This is a genomic window from Paenibacillus sp. CAU 1782, from assembly GCF_054551715.1.
In genome coordinates this window covers 84,700-105,862 of record NZ_JBTOLL010000013.1, presented here as the reverse complement: position 1 = coordinate 105,862, position 21,163 = coordinate 84,700, and the positions used below count along the sequence as shown (strand labels likewise).

14 protein-coding genes are annotated in these 21,163 nt (G+C 52.2%); 2 read left to right on the top strand and 12 right to left on the bottom strand.

What is annotated here, in order from left to right; translation table 11 throughout:
* Positions 1-68: 68 nt before the first annotated feature.
* A complete protein-coding gene (locus ACX93W_RS20755; RefSeq protein WP_459394274.1) occupies positions 69-1,097 on the bottom strand; it encodes an endo-1,4-beta-xylanase in 1,029 nt (342 codons plus the stop codon).
* Positions 1,098-1,364: 267 nt separating this feature from the next.
* Here ACX93W_RS20755 and ACX93W_RS20750 point away from each other — a divergent pair, with 267 nt between their 5' ends.
* Entirely contained in the window at positions 1,365-3,071 is a 1,707-nt protein-coding gene (locus ACX93W_RS20750) for an SGNH/GDSL hydrolase family protein (RefSeq protein ID WP_459394273.1), read from the top strand.
* Between the two features lie 175 nt (positions 3,072-3,246).
* Here ACX93W_RS20750 and ACX93W_RS20745 read toward each other — a convergent pair whose 3' ends face one another.
* From ACX93W_RS20745 to ACX93W_RS20695, 11 genes are all read right to left on the bottom strand, one after another.
* Entirely contained in the window at positions 3,247-5,532 is a 2,286-nt protein-coding gene (locus ACX93W_RS20745; protein ID WP_459394306.1) for a glycoside hydrolase family 95 protein, read from the bottom strand.
* A gap of 136 nt (positions 5,533-5,668) precedes the next feature.
* Positions 5,669-7,003 carry an endo-1,4-beta-xylanase gene (locus ACX93W_RS20740; RefSeq protein WP_459394272.1) on the bottom strand — a complete coding sequence of 445 codons (1,335 nt, stop codon included), beginning with the start codon at positions 7,001-7,003 and terminating at the stop codon, positions 5,669-5,671.
* A gap of 113 nt (positions 7,004-7,116) precedes the next feature.
* The gene (locus ACX93W_RS20735; protein WP_459394271.1) at positions 7,117-8,061 is read right to left on the bottom strand and encodes a carbohydrate ABC transporter permease; all 945 of its coding nucleotides are present in this window, start codon (positions 8,059-8,061) and stop codon (positions 7,117-7,119) included.
* 16 nt (positions 8,062-8,077) lie between these two features.
* Entirely contained in the window at positions 8,078-9,025 is a 948-nt protein-coding gene (locus tag ACX93W_RS20730; RefSeq protein ID WP_459394270.1) for a carbohydrate ABC transporter permease, read from the bottom strand.
* On the bottom strand, positions 9,022-11,574 hold the full coding sequence (locus ACX93W_RS20725) for a DUF5696 domain-containing protein (RefSeq protein WP_459394269.1): 2,553 nt from the start codon (positions 11,572-11,574) through the stop codon (positions 9,022-9,024). Before ACX93W_RS20725 ends, ACX93W_RS20730 begins: the two co-directional genes overlap by 4 nt.
* 16 nt (positions 11,575-11,590) lie before the next feature.
* On the bottom strand, positions 11,591-12,217 hold the full coding sequence (locus ACX93W_RS20720) for a YIP1 family protein (RefSeq protein WP_459394268.1): 627 nt from the start codon (positions 12,215-12,217) through the stop codon (positions 11,591-11,593).
* Positions 12,214-13,671 carry a hypothetical protein gene (locus ACX93W_RS20715; RefSeq protein WP_459394267.1) on the bottom strand — a complete coding sequence of 486 codons (1,458 nt, stop codon included), beginning with the start codon at positions 13,669-13,671 and terminating at the stop codon, positions 12,214-12,216. The genes ACX93W_RS20720 and ACX93W_RS20715 overlap by 4 nt, the downstream gene beginning before the upstream one ends.
* Before the next feature lie 12 nt (positions 13,672-13,683).
* A complete protein-coding gene (locus ACX93W_RS20710; RefSeq protein WP_459394305.1) occupies positions 13,684-14,544 on the bottom strand; it encodes a carbohydrate ABC transporter permease in 861 nt (286 codons plus the stop codon).
* A 17-nt stretch (positions 14,545-14,561) separates the two neighbouring features.
* Positions 14,562-15,518: a carbohydrate ABC transporter permease gene (locus tag ACX93W_RS20705; protein WP_459394266.1), complete on the bottom strand. Its 957-nt coding sequence runs from the start codon at positions 15,516-15,518 to the stop codon at positions 14,562-14,564.
* Positions 15,519-15,535: 17 nt separating this feature from the next.
* On the bottom strand, positions 15,536-18,427 hold the full coding sequence (locus tag ACX93W_RS20700) for an extracellular solute-binding protein (protein WP_459394265.1): 2,892 nt from the start codon (positions 18,425-18,427) through the stop codon (positions 15,536-15,538).
* Positions 18,428-18,559: 132 nt separating this feature from the next.
* A complete protein-coding gene (locus ACX93W_RS20695) occupies positions 18,560-19,936 on the bottom strand; it encodes an ABC transporter substrate-binding protein (RefSeq protein ID WP_459394264.1) in 1,377 nt (458 codons plus the stop codon).
* 276 nt (positions 19,937-20,212) lie between these two features.
* Between ACX93W_RS20695 and ACX93W_RS20690 the strand changes: the two genes are divergently transcribed.
* Entirely contained in the window at positions 20,213-21,031 is an 819-nt protein-coding gene (locus ACX93W_RS20690; RefSeq protein ID WP_459394263.1) for a helix-turn-helix transcriptional regulator, read from the top strand.
* The last annotated feature ends 132 nt before the right edge of the window (positions 21,032-21,163 follow it).

Below are 21,163 nucleotides of genomic sequence, written 5' to 3'. Positions count from 1 at the left end.
CAACTCGCTCATCTATCTCGGCTTCAGCGGCACTTCATCGATTTCAACATCTACAGTTACTCCGCTTTCTACAGCTTACGGCCTTCCTTCGCGCCCTCCACGACTTTCCAGAATGACGCTTTTGGCTGACCTTCTTCGTCGAACAGGAACGGCCAGTTTTTGCGTCCGCGAACCGGAAAGCCATCCAGCCATGTATACCGGTCACACGCCCCCCAAAAGGTTACGGACGTAACATTGGAGCTATATTCGCGAAACAAGGAGAAAAACTGATCGTACCGCTCCGCTTGCTTTTCCAGCATTTCGCTCGTTGGTTCGGTCACATCCGTCCGTCGGTCTTCATGCAGGAATACGGATACATCCAGCTCCGTAATATGCAGCTGCAAGCCAAGGCTGGCGTATCTTTCAATCGCCTGGCGAATATGGTCAACCGAAGGAACCTCCAGATTCCAATGCGCTTGCAAGCCAACTCCGTGAATCGGAACCTCTTGCTCCTTCAACGATTTCACCAGAGAATGGATTTTTTCTCTTTTTTCAGGAACGGATTCGTTATAATCATTGTAAAACAGCAGGGCGGCCGGGTCTGCTTCATGTGCGTAATGGAATGCCTTGGCGATAAAATCGTCCCCGATGATATCCCGCCAACGCGAAGAACGAAGCATTTCCGGACCGCTGTCGGAGACCGCCTCGTTAACGACATCCCATGCGTAAATATCGTTCTTGTAGCGGGTAACGACGGTATTGATATGCTCCTTCATTCGGGCCAGCAGCGTAACGCGGTCGGCATCGCCGCCGGAAGAATTTTTAAATACCCAATCCGGCGTCTGGTTATGCCATACCAGAGTGTGGCCCCGTACATCCATCCCGTGCTCCCGGGCAAAAGCAATCAACTGATCCCCATGCTGAAACGTATAACGGTTTTCCTCCGGGTGAAGGCTTTCGAATTTCATTTCGTTTTCTGCGGTCAAGCTGTTAAAGTGCCGCACCAGCAAATCCTTTTCACCCGCCAGTATCCCCGGATTTACGGCAGCTCCTATGCGAAACCGATCCTTGAAGATTTCATGCAGGCTTGGTGCGGAATTGGAACGTTCAATGGACATGTTGTGTAGCCTCCTCTTTATTGCTTATGGTTTGATCCTGCTCGCCGGCAGGAAAGCCCACGGTTTGTCACCGTGTAACCGCCGCGCAGGTCGCTTTGCCCTCCAGTTTAGCGCCGTTGCCAGGCAGCGGCAACCTGCCGAAAGCTGGTTCATTGCTCGTACAATTGGCGGATTGCCGCTTGCGCCAACAGCCACTCATAGACAGGTTTTTTTGCCTCGTCGTTTATAGTAAAATATGCGAATCAATTCCAGAGGAGGCAACTAATCATGAACAAGAACTTGAACACGGGCATTAGCGCGCCCAGCTCAGCTTTTTATGTCTATCTCGCCACTGAAATGGAAGGCATGCCGCGTCAAAACGGCTTTATCTCACAGCCGTTCCCCCTTGAAGGCCCGGTTTTGGCGGAACGGGCCAAATGGACGGGCGGCATCCAGGACAGCAGCATCCTGGAGCTGCTTGGAGACGGCGAAGGCATCCGAAAGCTGGTTCAGAGCATCGGAATTGCCGTCCATGCGGAAAGCGCAGGCCTCTCCGAAATGGAGGCGACTATTGAAAACCGCGCCGCGGCGGGAGAACATTCCGATAATAGACGGCTTTCCTTTGCCTGTCGGACCGATGGTACCGAAACTCGCTTGGAGACAAGCCTTTTCCCCTGGATGAAGGAAGGTTCCCTTGGTCTTGGCCAGCTTTCTTTTGCCCTGCCTCATGCCGGAGCTGCCGGAACGGTTACGGTTATCTTTTATTTAAATGAAGGGTTTCACGCGCCTGCCCTCGTTTCCGATCACCCGGTTGACTTTCAATCCTCCGCTTACAGGGAAATGATCTCTCGTTCCCTGCTCAGCAGCGGCAACAACAAAAGGTTGAAATCTGCCATTCAAAAGGCCCAAAACGGCGAGCCGGTCACCATCGCCTATATCGGCGGCTCCATTACGCAAGGCGCCTGCGCCAGACCCGCTCATGATTCCTGTTACGCTTATTTGTCCTATTTGAAGTTTAAAGAAATGTACGGCAAGGGCGGCGGCGATTCCATTTCCTTTATTAAAGCGGGCGTTGGCGGGACGCCTTCGGAGCTAGGCATGATCCGGTATGACCGCGATGTCTTGAGAGACGGAGCCGTTCAGCCGGATATCGTCATCGTGGAATTCGCAGTCAACGACGCGGACGATGAAACCAAAGGCAAATGTTATGAAAGCCTCGTTTTGAAAGCGCTGTCCGGAGAGAAGTCGCCTGCCGTCATTTTGCTGTTCAGCGTGTTTATCAATGATTGGAATCTTCAGGATCGGCTTGCTCCGGTTGGAACCTATTACGGACTGCCGATGGCAAGCATTAAGGATGCCGTCACGCCCCAGTTCTCCCTCTCCAGAGCGGAAGGCGGCGTCATAACCAAGCGGCAGTTTTTTGATGATATCTATCATCCAGGCAATGCCGGACATGTCATCATGGCCGACTGCCTTGCTTATCTCTTCGCAAAAGCAGGCGAAGCAGAGTGCGACAGTGAAGATATCATGACCGCCAAACCTCCGCTGATTGGCAATGAATTCGTCAACGTCACCTTGCTGGATCGATCAAACGCAGCGGAAATGGTCCGTTTTTCGGAAGGTGGCTTTCAGGACGTTGACAGGGAGCTGCAGGCGGCCGAATTTGATGACAACCTCCATGCCGAACCGCTCTTTCCCCATAACTGGATGCACAGAGCGGATAGCAGGAACGCTCCCTTCATCATGACTCTCCGCTGCAAAAGACTGCTGCTGATCTACAAAGATTCCGGCAGCAGCGAGTTCGGGACCGCCGAAATCTCGGTGGACGGAAAACTCGTCAAGAAGGCCGACCCGCAGCTGATCAAATGGACGCATTGCCATGCTTCGATTTTAATTAATGAAACGGTATCCGACCTGCACACGGTCGAAATTGCAATGGCTGACGGACACACGGACAAATGCTTTACCATTCTGGGATTTGGCGTCGTGGACTAGGATGTGTCTTCAAACTCCGTTGGCCCTTGAGACAGTTTGATGACACGCCCAACACACGGCTTTCGAGACCAGCGGGTTTCGAACAGCCGTACATAGTCTCATAAGCTATGCGGGTCAAACGGACTGCTTTGTCCGCTTGACCCGCATGCTGTTCCCCTTCCGACAACGCCACTCATTACACCGGCCGCAGCACGTATTCCCTGCCCTGCTCCGCCGCCCATTCCACGGCTCCATCATCCTGTCGAACGCCGGGCTCCGGCGCGCCGCTGGCAAAAACAGATAATTCGGAATCCCAGCGGACCCGGCAAATGCCGATTCGGGCAGGGCGTACGCGAGCCTCCCGCAGCTTTCCTTTATCCCAGCTTACATCCACTTCAAAACCGCCTCTTGCCCGCAAGCCTTGGATTTCGCCGCTCGCCCAGGCTTTGGGTAAAGCCGGAAGGAGATGAATATCGCCAGATTGGCTTTGAAGCAGCATTTCCGTTATGCCGGCAGTTCCGCCAAAATTGCCGTCAATCTGAAAGGGCGGATGATTGTCCAATAAATTGGGCAAGGTGGAATGCGCCAGCAACTCTCGGATATTGGCGTAAGCCTTTTCGCCATCCTCCAGCCTTGCCCAAAAATTAATAATCCAGGCGCGGCTCCATCCCGTATGGCCGCCGCCATGCGCAAGACGGCGCTCCAGCGTCACTCTGGCCGCTTTTGCCAGCTCCGGGGTCCGCTTTGCAGAAATCCCCTTGCCGGGATGCAGAGCGAATAAATGTGAAATATGGCGGTGGCCCGGTTCTGCCTCCTCATAATCCTCGAGCCACTCCTGAATTTGCCCGTGCCTGCCGATTGCCGGCTTGGGCAGCTTCTCCATAATTTCTTGCCATAACACTCGCAGCTCCTGGTCGCGTCCGAGGACTTCCGAAGCTTCCAGACACGCCTGGAACAACTCGTTTAATATTTGCGCATCCATAGAAGGCGCGATGCTGAGCGCCCCAGACTCTCCGTTGGGCAAAATATATACATTTTCAGGCGAGACAGATGGCGACGTTACCAGCACGCCGTCCCCGTTTTCTTCCAGGAAATCGACGAAAAACGCCGCTGCATCGACAATAAGCGGATAAGCCTTTTCCAGAAAAGAGCGGTCCCCGCCATATTCGTAATGCTCCCACAAATGCAGGCACAACCAGGCTGCGCCCATAGGCCAAAAGGTTGACGGCGGAAACTTGTCCTGCGGCGCCGTATCGCCCCAAATATCCGTATTGTGATGCGCAACAAAACCACGGCATCCATACATGGTCCGGGCGGTGACGGCGCCTGGTTCTCTCATTCGTTCAATCAAATCAAACAAGGGCTCGTGCAGCTCGGCGAGATTGCAGGTTTCAGCCGGCCAATAATTCATCTGGGCATTAATATTGATTGTATATTTGCTATCCCAAGGCGGAAGCATATGCTCGTTCCATATCCCCTGCAAGTTGGCGGGTAGCGAACCCGGGCGGCTGCTGGATATGAGCAAATAGCGGCCAAACTGATGATAAAGGGAAATCAGGCCAACATCCTCTTCCCCATCCTTCAGCCGCTGCAGGCGAATATCCGTCGGCAGAGGCTCCGGCTCGCCTGGCGAATCCAGCCTAAATGAAACCCGATCGTACAGCGAACGGTAATCGGCGACATGCCTCGCTTTTAGCGCCTCATACTCCATTTTGGAAGCGGATTCAAGATATTGAAGAATAGCAGACTCCGGCGCTTCATGACGAAAGGCAGTCGCCGCCGCAACCAGCAATACAACGCTGTCTGCCCCCTCCACCAGCACATGCTCGCCCAATGCGTAGACCCGGCCTCCATTGGCAATGACCCGCACCGCACAGGCAAAGTCCATCCCCCCGGCTCCGCCGCAGTTCCCTTTCATCATCACCGTATTTTCGCCAGACTTAACAAACTCGTCAACATAGCGGTTATGCCCTCTGCCCAATCTTGCTTTAAGCGATACGCTGCCCGGCCGGTCACCCTGTATCCGCGTGACCAGCACCTGGTCGGGATGGCTGGCAAACGTTTCTCTTGAGAAATGGACTCCTTCCGTCTGGAAGGCAACGCTTGCGATCGCTTGATCAAGCGACAGCTCCCTGACGTAAGACTCCGGGGCTCCTCCCGAGGCAAATGAAATCCAAAGGTCGCCAAGAGGCATATAGTGACGCTGCGATTCAGGCACCCCGGCCATCGCCAATACCGACAGATCGTGCGCCTCCCGCAATTTCCCCTCACGCAGCAGAGCACGGATACGGTGCAAATTAGGCAGCGCGTCCGGATTGTTGCGGTCGCGAGGTCCTCCATACCACACGCTGTCCTCGTTCAGCGCAATACGCTCCTCCGCAGGATGGCCAAATACCATGCCGCCCAGCTTTCCGTTGCCTACCGGCAAAGCTTCGTTCCAGCTTGCGGCGGGCCTATCGTACCAAAGTCTTGCTGTTTGTATAGAACCCAATGCAACTCACCTCGAGTAAGCAAAAAATTTTAGATAACGCTTTCTTATTTCCAGATGGAGTCAGCTATTTCCTTTATTTTTTACGGAAATCATGAATGCTGCCATACAACAGACGATATCGTCTGGATCAGGGAGCTTCAGTCCGGGCCGCCTCACGTTTGGAGGGATCAACGATGGCCCAAAAGGCCGATTTGGCCTGATACTGGCGGTCAAACAGCAAAGGCGCGTTTGTTCGCGTGACCGGGAAGCCGTTCAGCCATGTATGGTCATCCGAAATTCCCCAGAGCACAACCGCGCTCAAAATATCTTTATTGGCCTTGAAGGCTTCAAACAGCTCGCCGTAACGATCAGCCTGCAGCTCCAACACGCTTTCGGGAACTTGATTGCCGTAATCGCTGCGGTCGTTCCATCTGTAAAGACTCATATCCAGCTCGGTCACCTGATTGTCCAGCCCCAAATCTGCAAATTTAACCATGGAGTCTATGATAGAATTAACCGTCGGACCGTAAACGTCGATATGGGTTTGGTGGCCTACGCCGTCGATGGGCACGTCTTGCTCCAGCAGCTCTTTTACAAGCTCGTACAGGCGGTCGCGCTTCACCGGATTGTCCGTGCCGTAGTCGTTGATGTACAGACGGATTTCCGGGCCGCCGGCTTCCCGAGCCGCGCGGAACGCCGTAGCGATGAAGTCCGTTCCCGTAATCTTGTACCACTCGCTTGCCCGCATGCCGTCCGGATCGCCCGGCTCAATCACCTCATTGACGACATCCCAGTCCCGAATGTCATCCTTGTAGCGCTCAACAATGGCAGTAACATGAGTATCCAGCCGCTGCAGCAGCAGCTCCTTGTTGCGTTCCATTTTGTCCGGGTCCGTTTCATCGATCATCGGCTGCCCTTCGGCATCCTTGAAAAACCACGCGCCGACCTGGCTATGCCAGACCAGCGTATGGAAGCGAAGCGCCATTCCATTTTCTTTGGCAAAGCTAACGATGCGATCCGCATTATCCCATCTAAATACCCCTTCGGAGGGCTGAATGGCATCCATCTTCATTACGTTTTCGGCCACCAGCATGTTGACATGTTTCTTCAACAGCTCGGCTTTTAGGCCGCCCGTTTGGGCAGGCTCGATCGCAGCCCCGATGGGGAAATAATCTCCCAGGCTGGCCGCAAGCGACGGGATATCAGCCTGTACGGAAGGTTCCGCAGGCGGCGCCGAAGCAACTGACGTTGCCTTAGGCGCTTCACTGCTCTCTGCCGCTTCCGTCTCCGCTTCTCCCTGCCCGTTCTCCGAACCAGAGGGATTTGCGTCCGGCGTTGCCAGCGCCGTTTCAGGAGCTCCCTCCTTGTTACCCTCTCCCGTTTCCTGTCCCTGCCGGACAAACAGGGCAACCGCCAAAGCCAATACAACCGAGGCCGATATAAAAGCCAATGCAATCCTTTTGTCTTTGCTCAATTTCGCCAAACCCGCAACCTCCTTTTGCTCTTCAGGTAACGATAACGGTCAAATCAAGCAGCGTCCGGCAGGGAACATGATTCGCCTGCCGGACGCCGCGTATGAGTGCCGCTTCCTGAAAATTAACCTACAATGCCCGTTCGCTCGATGCTTTCGACAAAATAGCGCTGCACGAACAAATAAATGATGATCAGCGGCAGAATGGCCAGCAAAATGCCGGTATCCTGCACCATGCTCATATAAAACGGATCGGACTTGTTAATATCGCCGTTCAACTGGATCGACAAATTGTAAGGCAGCGACGACAATTGGGTGGACAATACCTTGCTGGTGGTCAAATAGGTGGTCGTGTAGAAGCTGTCATTCCATTGCCAAACAAAGGAGAACAGCATGGTCGTCATAATCGCCGGCATGGCGTTAGGCAGCATAATGCGGGTGAACGTTTGCCCGACGCTCGCGCCATCGATGTAGGCGGCCTCCTCGACCTCCTTGGGAATCCCCCGGAAAAACTGACGGAATATAAAGATGTACAATCCCGCCTTCAACGAATTCGCGGTCAACGCCGTCAGAATAAACGGCCAATACGAATTCAGCAAATTAACCGACTTTCCCGTTAAGAGAGGAATTAGACCCAGCAGCGTAAAATCCTTCAAATTCAAATAAATCGGGATCAAAATTGTTGTTGGCGGAACCAGAATGGTCAAAATGACCCCGGCAAACAGCAAATTGCTGCCTTTGAATTTCAGGCGGGCAAAGCCGTATCCCGCAAACGCGCAGGATGCAGCAGTCAATAGCGTCGTGACGGCCGACAAGGAAAAGGTGTTGCCCAGCGTTTCCCAATAATCCATAATGCGGATGGCATCCTTGAAATTCTCCAGCGTGAAATTTTTTGGAATCCACACGACAATGGGAGAATACAGATCCGCCTTGTCTTTGATGGATGTAGAAATCTTCTGGATGATCGGATACAGGATGACAAAGGACAGCCCCGTTATGAGCATCAGCCTGACGAAGGACCAGAGCCATGACTTCCAGTTCTCCAGAGACTTCAATCGCGTCAGCAGCATCTGACATTCCTTCTTTCTAATCGTGGTAAAAGACTTTTTTCGATACGACATAGGAGCTGATCACCAGAATGACCGCGATGCAGAGAAAATAAATCCACGCCATCGCCGAGCTGAGACCAAAGTTAAACTGGGCAAAACCCGTTTCCCGAATGAGCGAGGTCATATCGTTGCGCGAGAACGAATCGATAATGGTATAAATCATATTGACCAGGATAAGCGGGCTGACCATCGGAAACGTAATTTTCCAGAAGGCTTCATACCCCGTAGCTCCCTCCATCTTGGAAGCCTCGTACAGCGTAGGCGATATCGTCTGGATGCCGGCAAGGAAAATAAGAATTTGCACGCCGGACTGGCTGACGATCTGGTAGATGCGGTCAACCGCTCCCGTCAAATAAGATACAATCGTCGGGCTGACGCCGGCCTGCTCCATCATCATGGCCAGCTCAAAGCTGCCTAATAGGTTCAGCACCCCGCCGGATCCCGCGTTTTGTTCATTGATTGCATTGACCAGAGACGAGCTTTCCAGCGTCATGATAACGCCCGATGCCAGAATAACCGGCAGGAAAAAAATCGATCGGGCCACTGATCGGCCAAAAAACTTCTGATTGAGCAATACGGCAAGAAATAAGCTGAAAATGACGATAAGCGGAACGTTTACCACCATGTTGACGATGGCTTCCGTTAAGGTCCGGTTAAAGGTGGTGTTAACCGTCAGAGCGTCCGTAAAGTTTTTCAGGCCGATAAAGTTTACGCTTAGTCCCTGAGGGCCGGCTTCCACCTTGCTGAAGCTGTATTGCAGCGACAGGAACAACGGAATGAAAAAGAAAAAGAGAAAACCAAGCAGCCAAGGCAGTACATAAATAAAGCCCCAAACTGCTTTTTGCCCCTTGTAGGACAATCTTCCGATGCCGGCTTTTTTGGCCGGCTTCAGCGTTTCAACGCCGAGTTTATTTGCCGTCTTCATGATTGCACACCGCCTGTCGCATAACCTTCGGCTTCAATGCTGATTCCGTTTACCGTCACCGGATGACGGTTGTAATTGACGATGACATACCCGTTTTCATAAACCGTTTTGTATACGCCATCCGCCAGCTTTTCGTGGTCAATGATCCGATCATGGCGAACCGACTGTAGGAAGCCGTTAACCTCCTGCTGCAGTTCTGCCGCCTGATCGATCCACTGGTCATACTGAACGGCGTACAAATCGGTATAGTCCGTATCCTTAACGTTATGGTTTGGCGCATAAATCCATTTGAAGGACAAACCCGCGCCATACTCCAGATTTTTGAGCACATAACGCTTCACGTCCGTATACGAGGACAAATTATAGGGAGCGCCCGCGTAATCAATATATCCGCGCACCACCATTTGATAGAAGGGAACGGCCTCATCCTGTATTTTGAATCCGCTGTTGCCCATCGGCATATTGACGATATCCGACAGATAAGGGAAAGCGTAAGCATTACCTCCCTCCGCCAGGATGGCGAGCTCCGCATCCGCGATTTTTTGCAGCGCCTCGACGGAATACATTTTGGACTCAACCCGGTCTACTCCCTTGTTGGCTCGGAAATCGCTGTTCAGCTTGTCGGCCAGGTCGCGCAGCGCAATGCCGCCGGTGTCATATTTGGAGAAATCCTTAAGCATGCCGTCCACATAATTCCCGATCAGGCTTGGAGAAATGACATAAGACGGCGCTTGGCTCCGGTCTCTCCGGTTAAGGGCAAGATTAACGGGATATACCTCCGCCGAAACATCCCTCAGCGTTCTGGATGCTTCCTTTGTCGCGCTAAAACCTTTGTTGGTATGCGCGTTTAGAATCGCTACATCCGGAAAAACCGTGATGCCCGCATCACCCGCGTAAGCCATGAAATTCCGCAAGCCTTTGCCTCCGCCAATGGTGCCATCCACGGAAATATTGTCCGGCACCTTATGGTCCAGTCCGCCGTTAAACCAGCCTGAATACCGGAGGCGAATATCGGCAACGCCGCGCTCCTGCAGCTCCGTCAAAATATCCTGCGCCTGCTCGAAGGTTGTTAGCGGCTCAAGCGAGCGGTAAGGCACGCCGGCAAAATGCTTTTTCTTATCGATGCTGCCGACCAGCTCCAGATAAAAGGGCATTTCGTCGGAGGAGTCGGGGGAGAGCTCCTGAGGCAAGCCGCCGCCTTTCAGCAAATACTGCTGGTAGTAGGCTGCCATCCCTTGATAGGAAGCCTCTTCCCCAGTCAAAAATACATACCGGACGGAGAAATCCGACTGAGTAGGCTTTTCTTGAAAACGGGGCAGCGAACGCTGCTGCTCGTTTGCGTTCAGGGTCAATTCCCCTTTGTTCAGCACGGTGAAAATAGGATGGACGTAATTATAGCTGTTGAGCCGTCCGCTCACATCGGCCGTAATAAACGCTGCGGAGTCCCCTTCCTCCACAATGCCGAAAACCGCCCCTTTTTCTTTAATAATTCCAAATACGGGAAGTCTGATATTTTCGGAGTTCACTATATTTTCAACCCGGCTTATCGTTTGGTCTGCCCCGTATATCGGCTGCTGGTAAGCGGAATATCTTGTTTTTCCGTTGTTGAAATGGATAAGCGCTCCCGAGCCGTCAGGCACAAAAATGGAGCCTTCTTCCTCTGTTCCTCCCGCTCCGAAAAAGCTGAGCAGCGAAAGCGTGCCCACGGGATATTCATCGGGGTATACAATGCCCTCCATCGGCACTTTGGCTACCAGCGCATCCCCGTCTAGCGTGTACTGCACGGAAGCCAGAAAAATGCGGGGTTCGGGCTTAACCTGGCTCAGATTGTTTTCTTCGATATCAAAAAGCAGGTCCTCCTCCGTATATCCCGCGTCATCAAACGCCTTGAGCGCACGGTCAAGCTGCAGCCCCTTGAGCGCCCCGTCGCTTCGGGTGTAGACCCCTTTTTCCTTATCCTCGGCATAGACGATTTTCAGAGCGCGCTGCCCCGCATTGTCCAGCTTGCCCAGCAGCTTCTCCTCAAAGCGCTCCTTCTGGACCATCATAGGCAAATCGTCCATCGTTTTTTTGCTTGTGCCAAACATATACGATACTTGAACGCCGTTTGGAATCAGCTCCGCGCTGATCTGCCCGTAGGCCGCGCTGTCCGTAAAGGAATTGACGGAATTTTGTTGTCCGAACGAATTGTAAAACTCCAGCTTCAGCTGCGAGGATAATACATCCTTGTTGACGCCGGCCGCCACGGTGTCGGTTTCCCGGTCCCCGGGATTGCTTAGCCACAGCTCGCCGCTGTCTTTATGGAGCACCGCAATCGCGCCGGATGTTTCGTCCACAAACAGCTTAAGCGCCTGCGACTCCGCAACTCCCTTCATTCCTTCTGCGCGGCTGTCCGTAAACGCCGCGGAGATCGGGCTTCCTTTTTCAAAAGAAGCCGCAATGTATTCGGCCTCGCCTTCCGGCGCCTGCTCCGAGTCCGAACATCCGGCAATAAGCAGCGCAGCCCACGCGCATGCCGCTAGAAGCGCCAATCTGGACGCCATGTTCATTCCAATTGCTCCTTCCTTATTTCCTCATAGCCAGCTCTTGATAGATGACGGTTATGAAGGCGACAATTTGCTGCATCAGGCTAAAAAACAGCAGACACAGGAATGCGATAAATCCCATTGCCAGAATCGTCAGCAAAATCGTGCCGATCGTTTTGCCCGGCGAAAACTGATGAACGGTCATGTTTCCCACGAACAAAAGATAAACGAACCAGATCACCGCAGCGCTTGTTGAAAAGTAATAAAACGGCGTTTCCTGCAAGGACAAAGCGTTGCTTAGCCAAATCCAAGGAAAGTTAATCAGCACAAGCGGCGTCAAGGCAAGACAGGTCGAGGTAAAAATTTCGACGAACTTTCCTTCCCCGTCCATAAGCGTGGTCAACGACCAGTTCGCGACGCACCAGAACAGGACCGGCACCACGACATACACGATTTCCATGACGCTGTTGAAGTAGTTTGGATCATAAATATTAACCAGAAATCCGCTATACTGCCGTCCAAGGATGTTGGTCAGCGAGAGCAGAATCAGTATGGCAAAGGACAAAATGACGCTTTGCTTTTGGTCGCGGTCATACTTTAAATCCCAAAATCCGTTAAACGGATGGAGAATCAATTGGAGCGGATAACGCACCCATTCCTTGCTCATACCGTCAGCCCCCTTCTCTTCGCTGCCTTGCGATATCTGCGGAACGCCACTAAGCCAATTACCAGAACGGCCAACGCGGTCATTATGGTTGCAAAATGCTCACGCAGCACTTGCTTGCGGTATAGAAGAAAGGCTTTGGAGTAGTTGCGCTGATCCATGCTCCGCTTAAACTGCTTCATGGCATCGTTGTAATCGCCTTGTCTGACAAGCGCTTTGCCGATACCGGCGTAAGCGAATTCCAGATTGGCGTTAAGGCCGATGGTTTTATTGAACCACTCATAAGCGGCCTCTTCGTCGCCCCGGTAATAGCTTCTGACCGCTTCGTTCAAGGTGCGTCCGTATTCCGTCGTGCGAAACCGCGTAATTTCCCCAAGCGCTTTGTCCAGCACGATAAAATCGTCGCCAAGCCGGTCGATTGCCGTTGGCGTGTTGAAATCGCCCAGCTGATTGCCGATCCCGCCAAAAACGTACATGAAGTGGCCGTCGCCGCTATACGTAAACACTCTGCCGCGTTTGGAATCCAGTACGGAGTAGATTTCACTGTCCGTTACATCGATATCAATCAATCTGGATGGACCAACATCGGAGGTGTACATAATATCGCCCTGAGGGTCAAAATAGCCGGTTCGCCGTAAAATGTCATTGCCCTGCGCATTCAGCTTTTTGATGTTGTTGCCCCACTCGTCGCCGTTTGTGGCATAGATAAATCCTTCGTCGTCGATATCCAGATTGGTGAATTCCGTCGGCGTAAACATGATCATCTGGCTGCGCTGGGCCTGCGTCGAAATCTGCTTCCAGAAATAATCCACGGGATCGACATTAACCCGGTTTGCCCCGATGAAGGAGGAAAATTCCCCGTCGGCGTTAAACTCCATAAAACCGTCGAATACGCCGGTCGCCATTACGTACACGCGCTGCGCGTGGTCCATGACAACCCGGATGGGCTGAAACTGAAACGATGCCGACAGCAGCTCCGATTCCGGAGCCTCCAATAGTTTGACCAGGCTGTTTTGAGCATCAAGGTGAACAACTCGCTTATGGCCCGTATCCGCAACAACAAGCTGTTTGTCGGAGGTGACGAACAAGCCTTGCGGATTAAGAAAGGTTTCTTGCTTTCCATCCAGCAGGAAGGAATCGATGATTTGATTGATTTTGAAATCTTCATCCAGCACGAGAATTCGATTGTTGCCGGAATCCAGCACGTAAATTTGGCCATCCGACGTCACATGCAGGTCGGAAGGGTCCTTTAACGCGCCCCCTCCCATATCCTCTCCCCGATAAAGATCCGTAGGCACATAGGCGGGCGGAGCATTAACCGACAATCCCCAGAAGGAATAGTTGTAAGAAGCGCCCGTTCCTTCTGCGACGGCTAAATCCGCGCCCGCGCTAAGGCCCAGGAGGCAGCATAACAAGGCAAGGAGGGATGTTTTTGCAGTTATCATTTTTTTCAGCATCGCTTTTGCCCCCTAGTCCTTCATCCCGGAGGTCGCCATCGTCTGCATGACGCTGCTCTGAGAAATAATGAAGAGCGTAATCGGAACGATCATCAGCAGCAAGGCTACCGCCGCTCCGACGCCGGCCCGCGCGATGCCGCCTTGCGTAATTTGCCCCAGCGCGTAATGCAGCGTCTTCAGATTTTCGCTGTAGATAAAGCTGCCTCCGTCCGTTCCCCACAGTGCCGGAAACTGAAGAATCATCAGCGTCAACCAGGCCGGCTTGACGTTCGGCATCACGATGCTCCAGTAAATCCGGGCTTCGCTCGCCCCGTCGATTTTGGCCGCTTCCAGAAGGGCATCCGGAATTTGCTCCATAAACTGCTTCATCAGAAACAGGCCCAGCGGAAAAGCAAGCGCCGGAATAATAAGCGACGCATGGGTATTGATCCAGCCCAGCCACGACATCACCATGTAGTTAGGCGTTGCCGTGACATGGGGCGAAAACATGAGGGATAGCACAACAATCGTAAATAGCACCTTCGAACCCATAAAGCGGTATTTGGCAAGCGGGAACGCCGCCGCCGAAGCCAGCAAAATATGGCCTACCGTGCCCACAATGGTAATGAGCAGCGTATTGGCGATATAACGGGACAGGGGCACCCATGAATTCCCCATCAATGCGATGAGGTCAAAAAAATTGTCCATGGTGGGATTGTTGACAAAAAAGCGCGGCGGGAAAATAAACAGCTCATCCAGCGGCTTGAATGCATTGTTGACGGCATAGATCAGCGGCAGCGCCATAAACGCGCCGAAGCCGGCCAACACCACAAAAAGCATAAAGCTGACGGTAAAGGAACGATTGAGCTTTTTAGGCCCCCGCAGCGACGCCATTCTTTTGATGACCAACGTCACTCACCTATCTTTCTGAGCATTTTTTGTACAAGGATGTTGGTCCCGAGCATCAAACCAAACAGGACGGTGGCAATGGAAGACGCATAGCCCATCTCAAACCGGATCGTGCCAAAGTCCATCAAATGGGTCACGATGGTATGAGCGGCATAGTTGACGCTTGGGAAGCCGGCCAGCGCTATGGAAATATCCGCCACCGCAAAGGCTGCGGTAATTTGCATGACCGCGCCAAACATCAGCTGCGGCCGCATGGACGGAAGCGTAATAAACCACAGCTCCTGCCAGCGGTTGCGAATGCCGTCCACCGCTCCGGCTTCAATCAGCGTTTTGTCAATCGTTTGCAAGCCGGCGATAAACGCCAGGAAGCTTGTTCCCAAACTCAGCCACAATTGGACAATCATGACGATAGCCAAAATATACTTTTCATCCAGCAGCCATTGGATCGGCTCCAGAATAAATCCGGCACGCATCAGAAATCCGTTCAGATAGCCGTAGCTGTCTCCCGAAAACACGATGAGCCAGATAAAAAACACGTTGCCCGAAATGGACGGCGCGTAAAAAATGAGCGTCATGACCGCACGCACCTTAGGCGACAGCTCGTTGATAATCCACGCGAACACGAAGCAGGCGATATAGCTGACCGGCCCCGTAATGACGGCGAACAGCAGCGTGTTTTTTAGCGCGATCATAAAGATGTCATCGTTCAGGAACAGTCTGGAATAGTTTTGCCACCCGACAAAACGGGGGAATTCCAGCATGTTGAAATAAAAGAAGCTCAGCAATAAGGAAAACACGACGGGCAGTACGGTAAACAGGAAAAAGATCGTCATGTACGGCGCCATCAGCAAATACAATGTTTTGTTTCGTTTGAGCTCGCTCGCGACATAAGCCAAACCGGCTTTTTTCTTCGGAGTAATGGAGCCTGTAACGTTTGATACGGTTGTTTCGCCTTGCATCGGTCTCCACCCCCTGGCTAATAAGGCAATCCGAATTCTTTACGCTTGATTTCCATTTCGTCGTTAATATAGAGAATATAGTCTGACAAGGCCTCCCGTGGATTTTCGGCGGCATTGACTACTTTACGGAATGCATTATCCAGATGCCGGCCCGTGAAATAACCGCCGGGAACTTGCGGAATGCCTCTGACCCATTGCCATTGGCTCTCCAGATTGTTGTAGTCCTTGACCGGCCATGGCAGCTCCTGAAGCGCTTCGATGTTGGCGGTCGGATATCTTGCCGCTTCGCCCATTAGACCTTCCATCTCCCGGCCATAGGCGATTTGCGTATCCTTCTCCGTCCACCACTTCATAAATTGCCATGCGGCGTCCTTGCGGGTCGAGTTTTCCAGCATCATAACGGCCGTTGTATGGCTCGCTACCTGATGGTTGACCGTTCCGTCAGCCTGAGGGCTTCCCGGAACGATGGTAAAGTCCCATAACCCCTTAATTTCCGGCGCCATAACCGTCAGCATGTTGTATGTGGTGTAGTCGGCTATGCCAATCGGCATTTCACCCGTGCGGAACCGGTTCGGGAAATCCGCGATCAGCGGGAACTTGTAACTGGTATAAAACTGCGTCCATCTTTTGAAAGCCTGCATGGAGATTTCGGAATCCAGATCGCTCTTCTTGTCGTTGTCCCGATAAAATACTCCGCCTGTCTGATACAGCAGCATGGAGAAGGTTGCGTTGGGAACCAGACTGGCGTTAGCGGCCTCCAGCGGCAAATAAAATTCCATATTGTGCTTCTGCAGCACGGAAATCATGTTGTAAATCTCCTGCCACGTTTTGGGCGGCGTCAATTCCAGCTCCTCCAGAATATCCTTGCGGTAGAACAGCATCGGGAAGGTTTGCTGCTCTGGCAGCGCATATATGCCGCCGTCGTACCGGTAAGGCTCCAGGCCGCTGTCGCGGAAACGCATAGCGATTTCATCGAAGTCGCCAAATTGCTTCAAATCGGCTGCCGCGCTGCGCATGGCGTAGTTGACGGGAATGTCCTCGCCAATCTGCATGGCCACGTCCGGCCCTTCGTTTGCTAGAGTCGCAGGCAGCAAAATATTGGGCGGCACAAGCCGGAGCTGCACGGATATATTGCTCTCCGGCGTAAAGGTATCGTCGATCAGCCCTTTCAGCACCTGGGCCTGATCGCGTCCAGTCGTGATCCAGACGGTGATGTTTTCCCCTGCGTCGTTTGTATTGCCGATACTGTCGTAGTCCTCCGTATAGGACGCCACGTAGGCACCAAGCTCATGCTTTACTACTTCAAAACCGCTGGCGTCCGCGCGAGGCAACTCCGCTCCCGGCGAAGAAACAACCAGATAATCCAGCGAAATCGGCTGCTCCCGTACGGTCAAAATCCAGGTGCCGAGGCCGCCGACGTTGATTTTGTACGTATCCAGCCGTTTAGGCGCGGTTTCAGGATATTGGACTAGATCCCTAAGCTGTCTGACCATCGCATGCAGCACGGCCACCTTGTCGCTTCTTTCGCCCGTTGCCTGCTCCAGATAATCCGCCACACTTTCAATCGTATCCGCCTGCTCCTGAAACACCTTCACCATACCGGGAATTCGTTTTTCAAGCTGGTAATCGCGGTAAGGGTCCGGCGTATTGGATGTAATCATCAAAATTTTGCGGTACATTTCGTTCAACTGCAGCACGCTTGATTCGATCGTTCGAAGAAGCGGCGCCATATCGCCCAGGGATACCATCATGCGAATGGTGTGCTTGCCTTTTGTCAGATGAAACTGGTAAGGGTCCTCTCCCCCCAGAACATCCATCTGCCAGTCCCTTGTATAATTAAACGTAATCCGTTTCATTTCCTGAAACGGATATTGCCCGTCAATCATCAGACTTCTTGTCGCATAAATGCCCCGAAGCTGGTTTTGCTTCTGCTTCAGCGCAATCTGGTACAAGCCGTCCTCTTCCACTTCAAACTCCCATTCCACCCACTGCCCGGGCAGCTTCCAGTTTAAGCCTCCGATTGTGTTGATCCGGATTTTGGAGACATCATACGGCGTTACCGTCGGACTGGACCTGTCGGAAACCGGATACAGGGTCGGGGAGGATTTGCGCTGCGCATCCTCCGCCTGAATGAGTATATATTGATCCTCTGCAGGCTTGATTCCGTTCGCCGTATATTGCTGCTCTAGCTCTTCATAGCTTTTTAACCGATCTTCCTGATACAGTTCGATATAATCAATGGCCATCGGCTCTCTCAGAGAGGCCAAGGCCAACGTTTGCTCTCCCTTTTCCAGATAAAAGGAATACGGCTCCTCGTAATAGCCATAGCGATCGTGAAAAGTCCCCAATTGCCATGCCGGTTTTTCGACTTGGCGCGGCCGCAGGTCGTTGCCCCTGTCGTCCTGGCGTATTTCTTCATACCGATTGCCCCATACACGGTCAAACAACAAAATATCGGCGCCTTTAAAAGGAACCTCTCCGTTGATTTCGAATTGCCGCTCAATGGCTGAGCTTTTACCCTCCAGGGGGTAATAATGAACTCGTATATTGTAGAGACCCGGCTGCTCTACAAGCACCTTCCACTCAATGCTTCCCGCTTCAGGCGTCAGAATCGCTTCTCCATCCAGTCCTTCCAGTCCCCGCTCTACAACGAAGCCTTCTCCGGAAGTCCGGAAAAAGTCCTCGCCTTCAATGCGAATCATGCCTGCCGGACGCTCTGCGCTTCCGTGTTTCTCTATATACTCGTCATAACCGCCACTGCCATCGCTTCGGGTTACGGCGTCAAAATCCGACAACGCGCGGACATGCGTAAATTCGGATTCCCCCGAAGGCCAAAATGTCCAGACGGACGTCAAGATGACGGCAAAAACGAGCAGGACAAGCAAAAACTTTCTCTTTCTGATGGCCACCTGGCTTTCCCTCCCGCATTGCAAAGTAAAAAATGAATACCTACCGCCGCAATAATTTAAGGCAGTCCCCGATTAGATAGGGCGGTTTAGCAAACACGCCCCTGGTCCAAAAGGGGACTGCTGGACAATTCGTTATTGGCCGTATACTTCGTCGATCGCGGCCTGGAAGGCTGTTTTGTAGGTCTCGATGACGGTGGATACCGACGTGCCGTTTACGAGCTCTCCATTGAAGCCCCAGTAATCCAGATTCGGGAAGGTGCCGTGGTCAAGCACGATCAAATGCTCTTCGACCGCGCGCGCATTGGCGATATCGTCCTCATTCGAAAATGCTGTCTCCAGACCAGCCTGGTTCGGATAATCGTAGACCGAATCGATATCGTTGATTTTTTCCCAGATGTACATCAGCTGCTCAGGGTTGCTCACCGATTTTGGAATCGCAAGCGCCTGGAAATCAGCCTCTACAGAATGATAGGTCGTTGCGTTAGGCCCTTTCGGGAATGGCACAAAGCCGATATCGTAATCCGGCATATCCGTCTGCATGCCGCTAATTTCGTAGTTGGCTCCCGCATACATCAGCGTGTTGCCTTGACGGAAAAACTGGGAAGGCTCCGTCCAGTCTCCTCCTTCCGTCGGACGGGCTACCTGCTCCGTCGCCAGACGGGATACAAAGTTAAGCGATTCTACCGTTGCCGGATCCTCCAGGTTTTGCTTGTCGCCTTTTGTCAGCGATGTATTGTTGGAGAACAAGGACTGGATGAGCAGGCCCGGGTTGGCTAAGCCCCAAGTATCCAGCTTTCCATCGTTATTGGTATCTTTGTTGGCTTCTTTGGCAACCTGGATGAACGTATCCCAGTTCCAGTTGTCCTCGTTGACATACTCCTGAAGCGGTTTGAGGCCAAGCTGATTCATCAGAGTCCGGTTGTAGAAGATGCCCATAATCAGATTGCCGCGCGTTTCGGAAAAGCCATAGCCTCTTCCCTCATATTGAAAATGGGCCGTTGTATCTTGGGAGAACGCGCGCGAGTTTTTTGTATACTCGTCGATCGGCCAGAGCAAGTCCTGCTTCACCAGTGTTGGAACGGTGTAGTTTTTGCCCAGACGAACGATGTCGCCAACCGGCTCTCCGGCGAGCAGAGACGCAGTCACTTTATCCCGGTATTCGCCGAAATCGATCGCTACGTATTCCACTTTGAAATTATGCTTTTCCATCAGAGCTTCAAGATTTTTCTTTTTCTGAATGTCATCCGGATTGTTTTCTCCGATTTCCATGTTCCACCAGGAAACAATTTTGATCGTTTTGCCGCCCAGGTCAAAATCCATCTCCGGCGTGCCTTCAACATCATCAATTTCTTCCGGCTCGCTGCTAGGCGTCGCCTCGGCTCCGTTGCCGGAATTGTTGCTTGCTCCATTGCCGGCATTTCCCGGATTGTTGCTTGGAGCGTTGCCGCTGCAGGCTGCCAGTACAAGCACAAACGCGCACAGCAGCACCATCATTTTGGTAATCCGCATTCGTAATCCCCCTCAGTAAATGTTGAACACATCAAAAGTGTAGCGCTTACATTTTGAGGCAACAACCTGCCGATAAAGAGATTGAAACCCGTCTGATTATAGGTTTTTAAAAACGCTTTCAAAGAAAAGTACGCGCGTACAGTGAAAAGGTAAAGGAATGGTGGCAATCCAAAAAAAAGCACATTGAGAACCTGATGCGCCTTTCCCATAATGTAAGCGTATCCTTTTTTTTTGATGAACAGCGGCGGCGCCGCAGACAAAAAAATGGGGGGGAGCATGTTGCATAAAGTAATGTTGGTTGACTTGAGTCCTCATTCCATCGCTAATCAGACTCATTGGCTGGATTGGAGAAGACTAGGCTACACACTGGGGGGAGTTGCAAAGTCACTGGGGGATGCCGTTTCCCTGTTTGCCAGGGAGCGTTTTTCGCTGGTTGTCATTCATATTCGCGATGCCCACGCGGAAGGCATTCGCCTTTGCGAACGGATAAGAGAAATATGCAGGAGGATACCGCTTGTTCTCATTGGCGGCCGGATGGATTTCCATTCTGCCCGCGAAGCGATGCATTACGGGGTCAGCGATTATTTGCCTGCGCCGTTTACGCTGGAGGAAGTGACGGATAGTCTGCGAAGCTTGCGCGAAATGATGGGGGAAGAAATCACGACCGCCGGAGCGTCCAGTCATGGGGACAGCCTTTACCAAACCAGGCCGGGAGACGAAACGGGAGGAGAAGCCGCAGAACACGCTCCGGATGCCAGACTGCGGGATGCGCATGTCATCGATAAGGTTAAGGCATACGTCGAAGATAGTTTGGATCAAGCCATTACCTTGAAGGAAATCTCAACAAACATGCATTTTAACTGCTCCTATCTGGGCCAAAAATTCAAATATCACGAAAACATGACCTTTAACGAATACCTGCTTCAACAACGTATGGAAAAAGCCAAGTTCCTGCTTGAGCACACCGGCCTTAAAATTTATGAAATCGCTAACAAAGTCGGCTACATTGAAATTGACTGGTTTTATAAAAAGTTTAAATCCTATACAGGCGTCAGCGCCAATGCGTACCGGAAAATGCGTTCCATTACTGCCTGATACCAGGAAAAGCAAGCCCCAGGAATGGCGAGTTATCCACATTCTTGGGGCTTGCTTTGATGTATGCTTTAATCGTTCAATTATAGCGTTTTTTGGGCCCAATAAGCACGCCTTCGGCAATTACAGCAGCGC

Excerpts from the sequence above, each read along its gene's own strand:
- ACX93W_RS20730 (WP_459394270.1), bottom strand. The coding sequence starts at position 9,025 with ATGAAGACGGCAAATAAACTCGGCGTTGAAACGCTGAAGCCGGCCAAA.
- ACX93W_RS20690 (WP_459394263.1), top strand. The coding sequence starts at position 20,213 with ATGTTGCATAAAGTAATGTTGGTTGACTTGAGTCCTCATTCCATCGCT.
- ACX93W_RS20725 (WP_459394269.1), bottom strand. The coding sequence starts at position 11,574 with ATGAACATGGCGTCCAGATTGGCGCTTCTAGCGGCATGCGCGTGGGCT.
- ACX93W_RS20715 (WP_459394267.1), bottom strand. The coding sequence starts at position 13,671 with ATGCTGAAAAAAATGATAACTGCAAAAACATCCCTCCTTGCCTTGTTA.
- ACX93W_RS20720 (WP_459394268.1), bottom strand. The coding sequence starts at position 12,217 with ATGAGCAAGGAATGGGTGCGTTATCCGCTCCAATTGATTCTCCATCCG.
- ACX93W_RS20735 (WP_459394271.1), bottom strand. The coding sequence starts at position 8,061 with ATGCTGCTGACGCGATTGAAGTCTCTGGAGAACTGGAAGTCATGGCTC.
- ACX93W_RS20705 (WP_459394266.1), bottom strand. The coding sequence starts at position 15,518 with ATGCAAGGCGAAACAACCGTATCAAACGTTACAGGCTCCATTACTCCG.
- ACX93W_RS20750 (WP_459394273.1), top strand. The coding sequence starts at position 1,365 with ATGAACAAGAACTTGAACACGGGCATTAGCGCGCCCAGCTCAGCTTTT.
- ACX93W_RS20755 (WP_459394274.1), bottom strand. The coding sequence starts at position 1,097 with ATGTCCATTGAACGTTCCAATTCCGCACCAAGCCTGCATGAAATCTTC.
- ACX93W_RS20710 (WP_459394305.1), bottom strand. The coding sequence starts at position 14,544 with ATGGCGTCGCTGCGGGGGCCTAAAAAGCTCAATCGTTCCTTTACCGTC.
- ACX93W_RS20695 (WP_459394264.1), bottom strand. The coding sequence starts at position 19,936 with ATGCGGATTACCAAAATGATGGTGCTGCTGTGCGCGTTTGTGCTTGTA.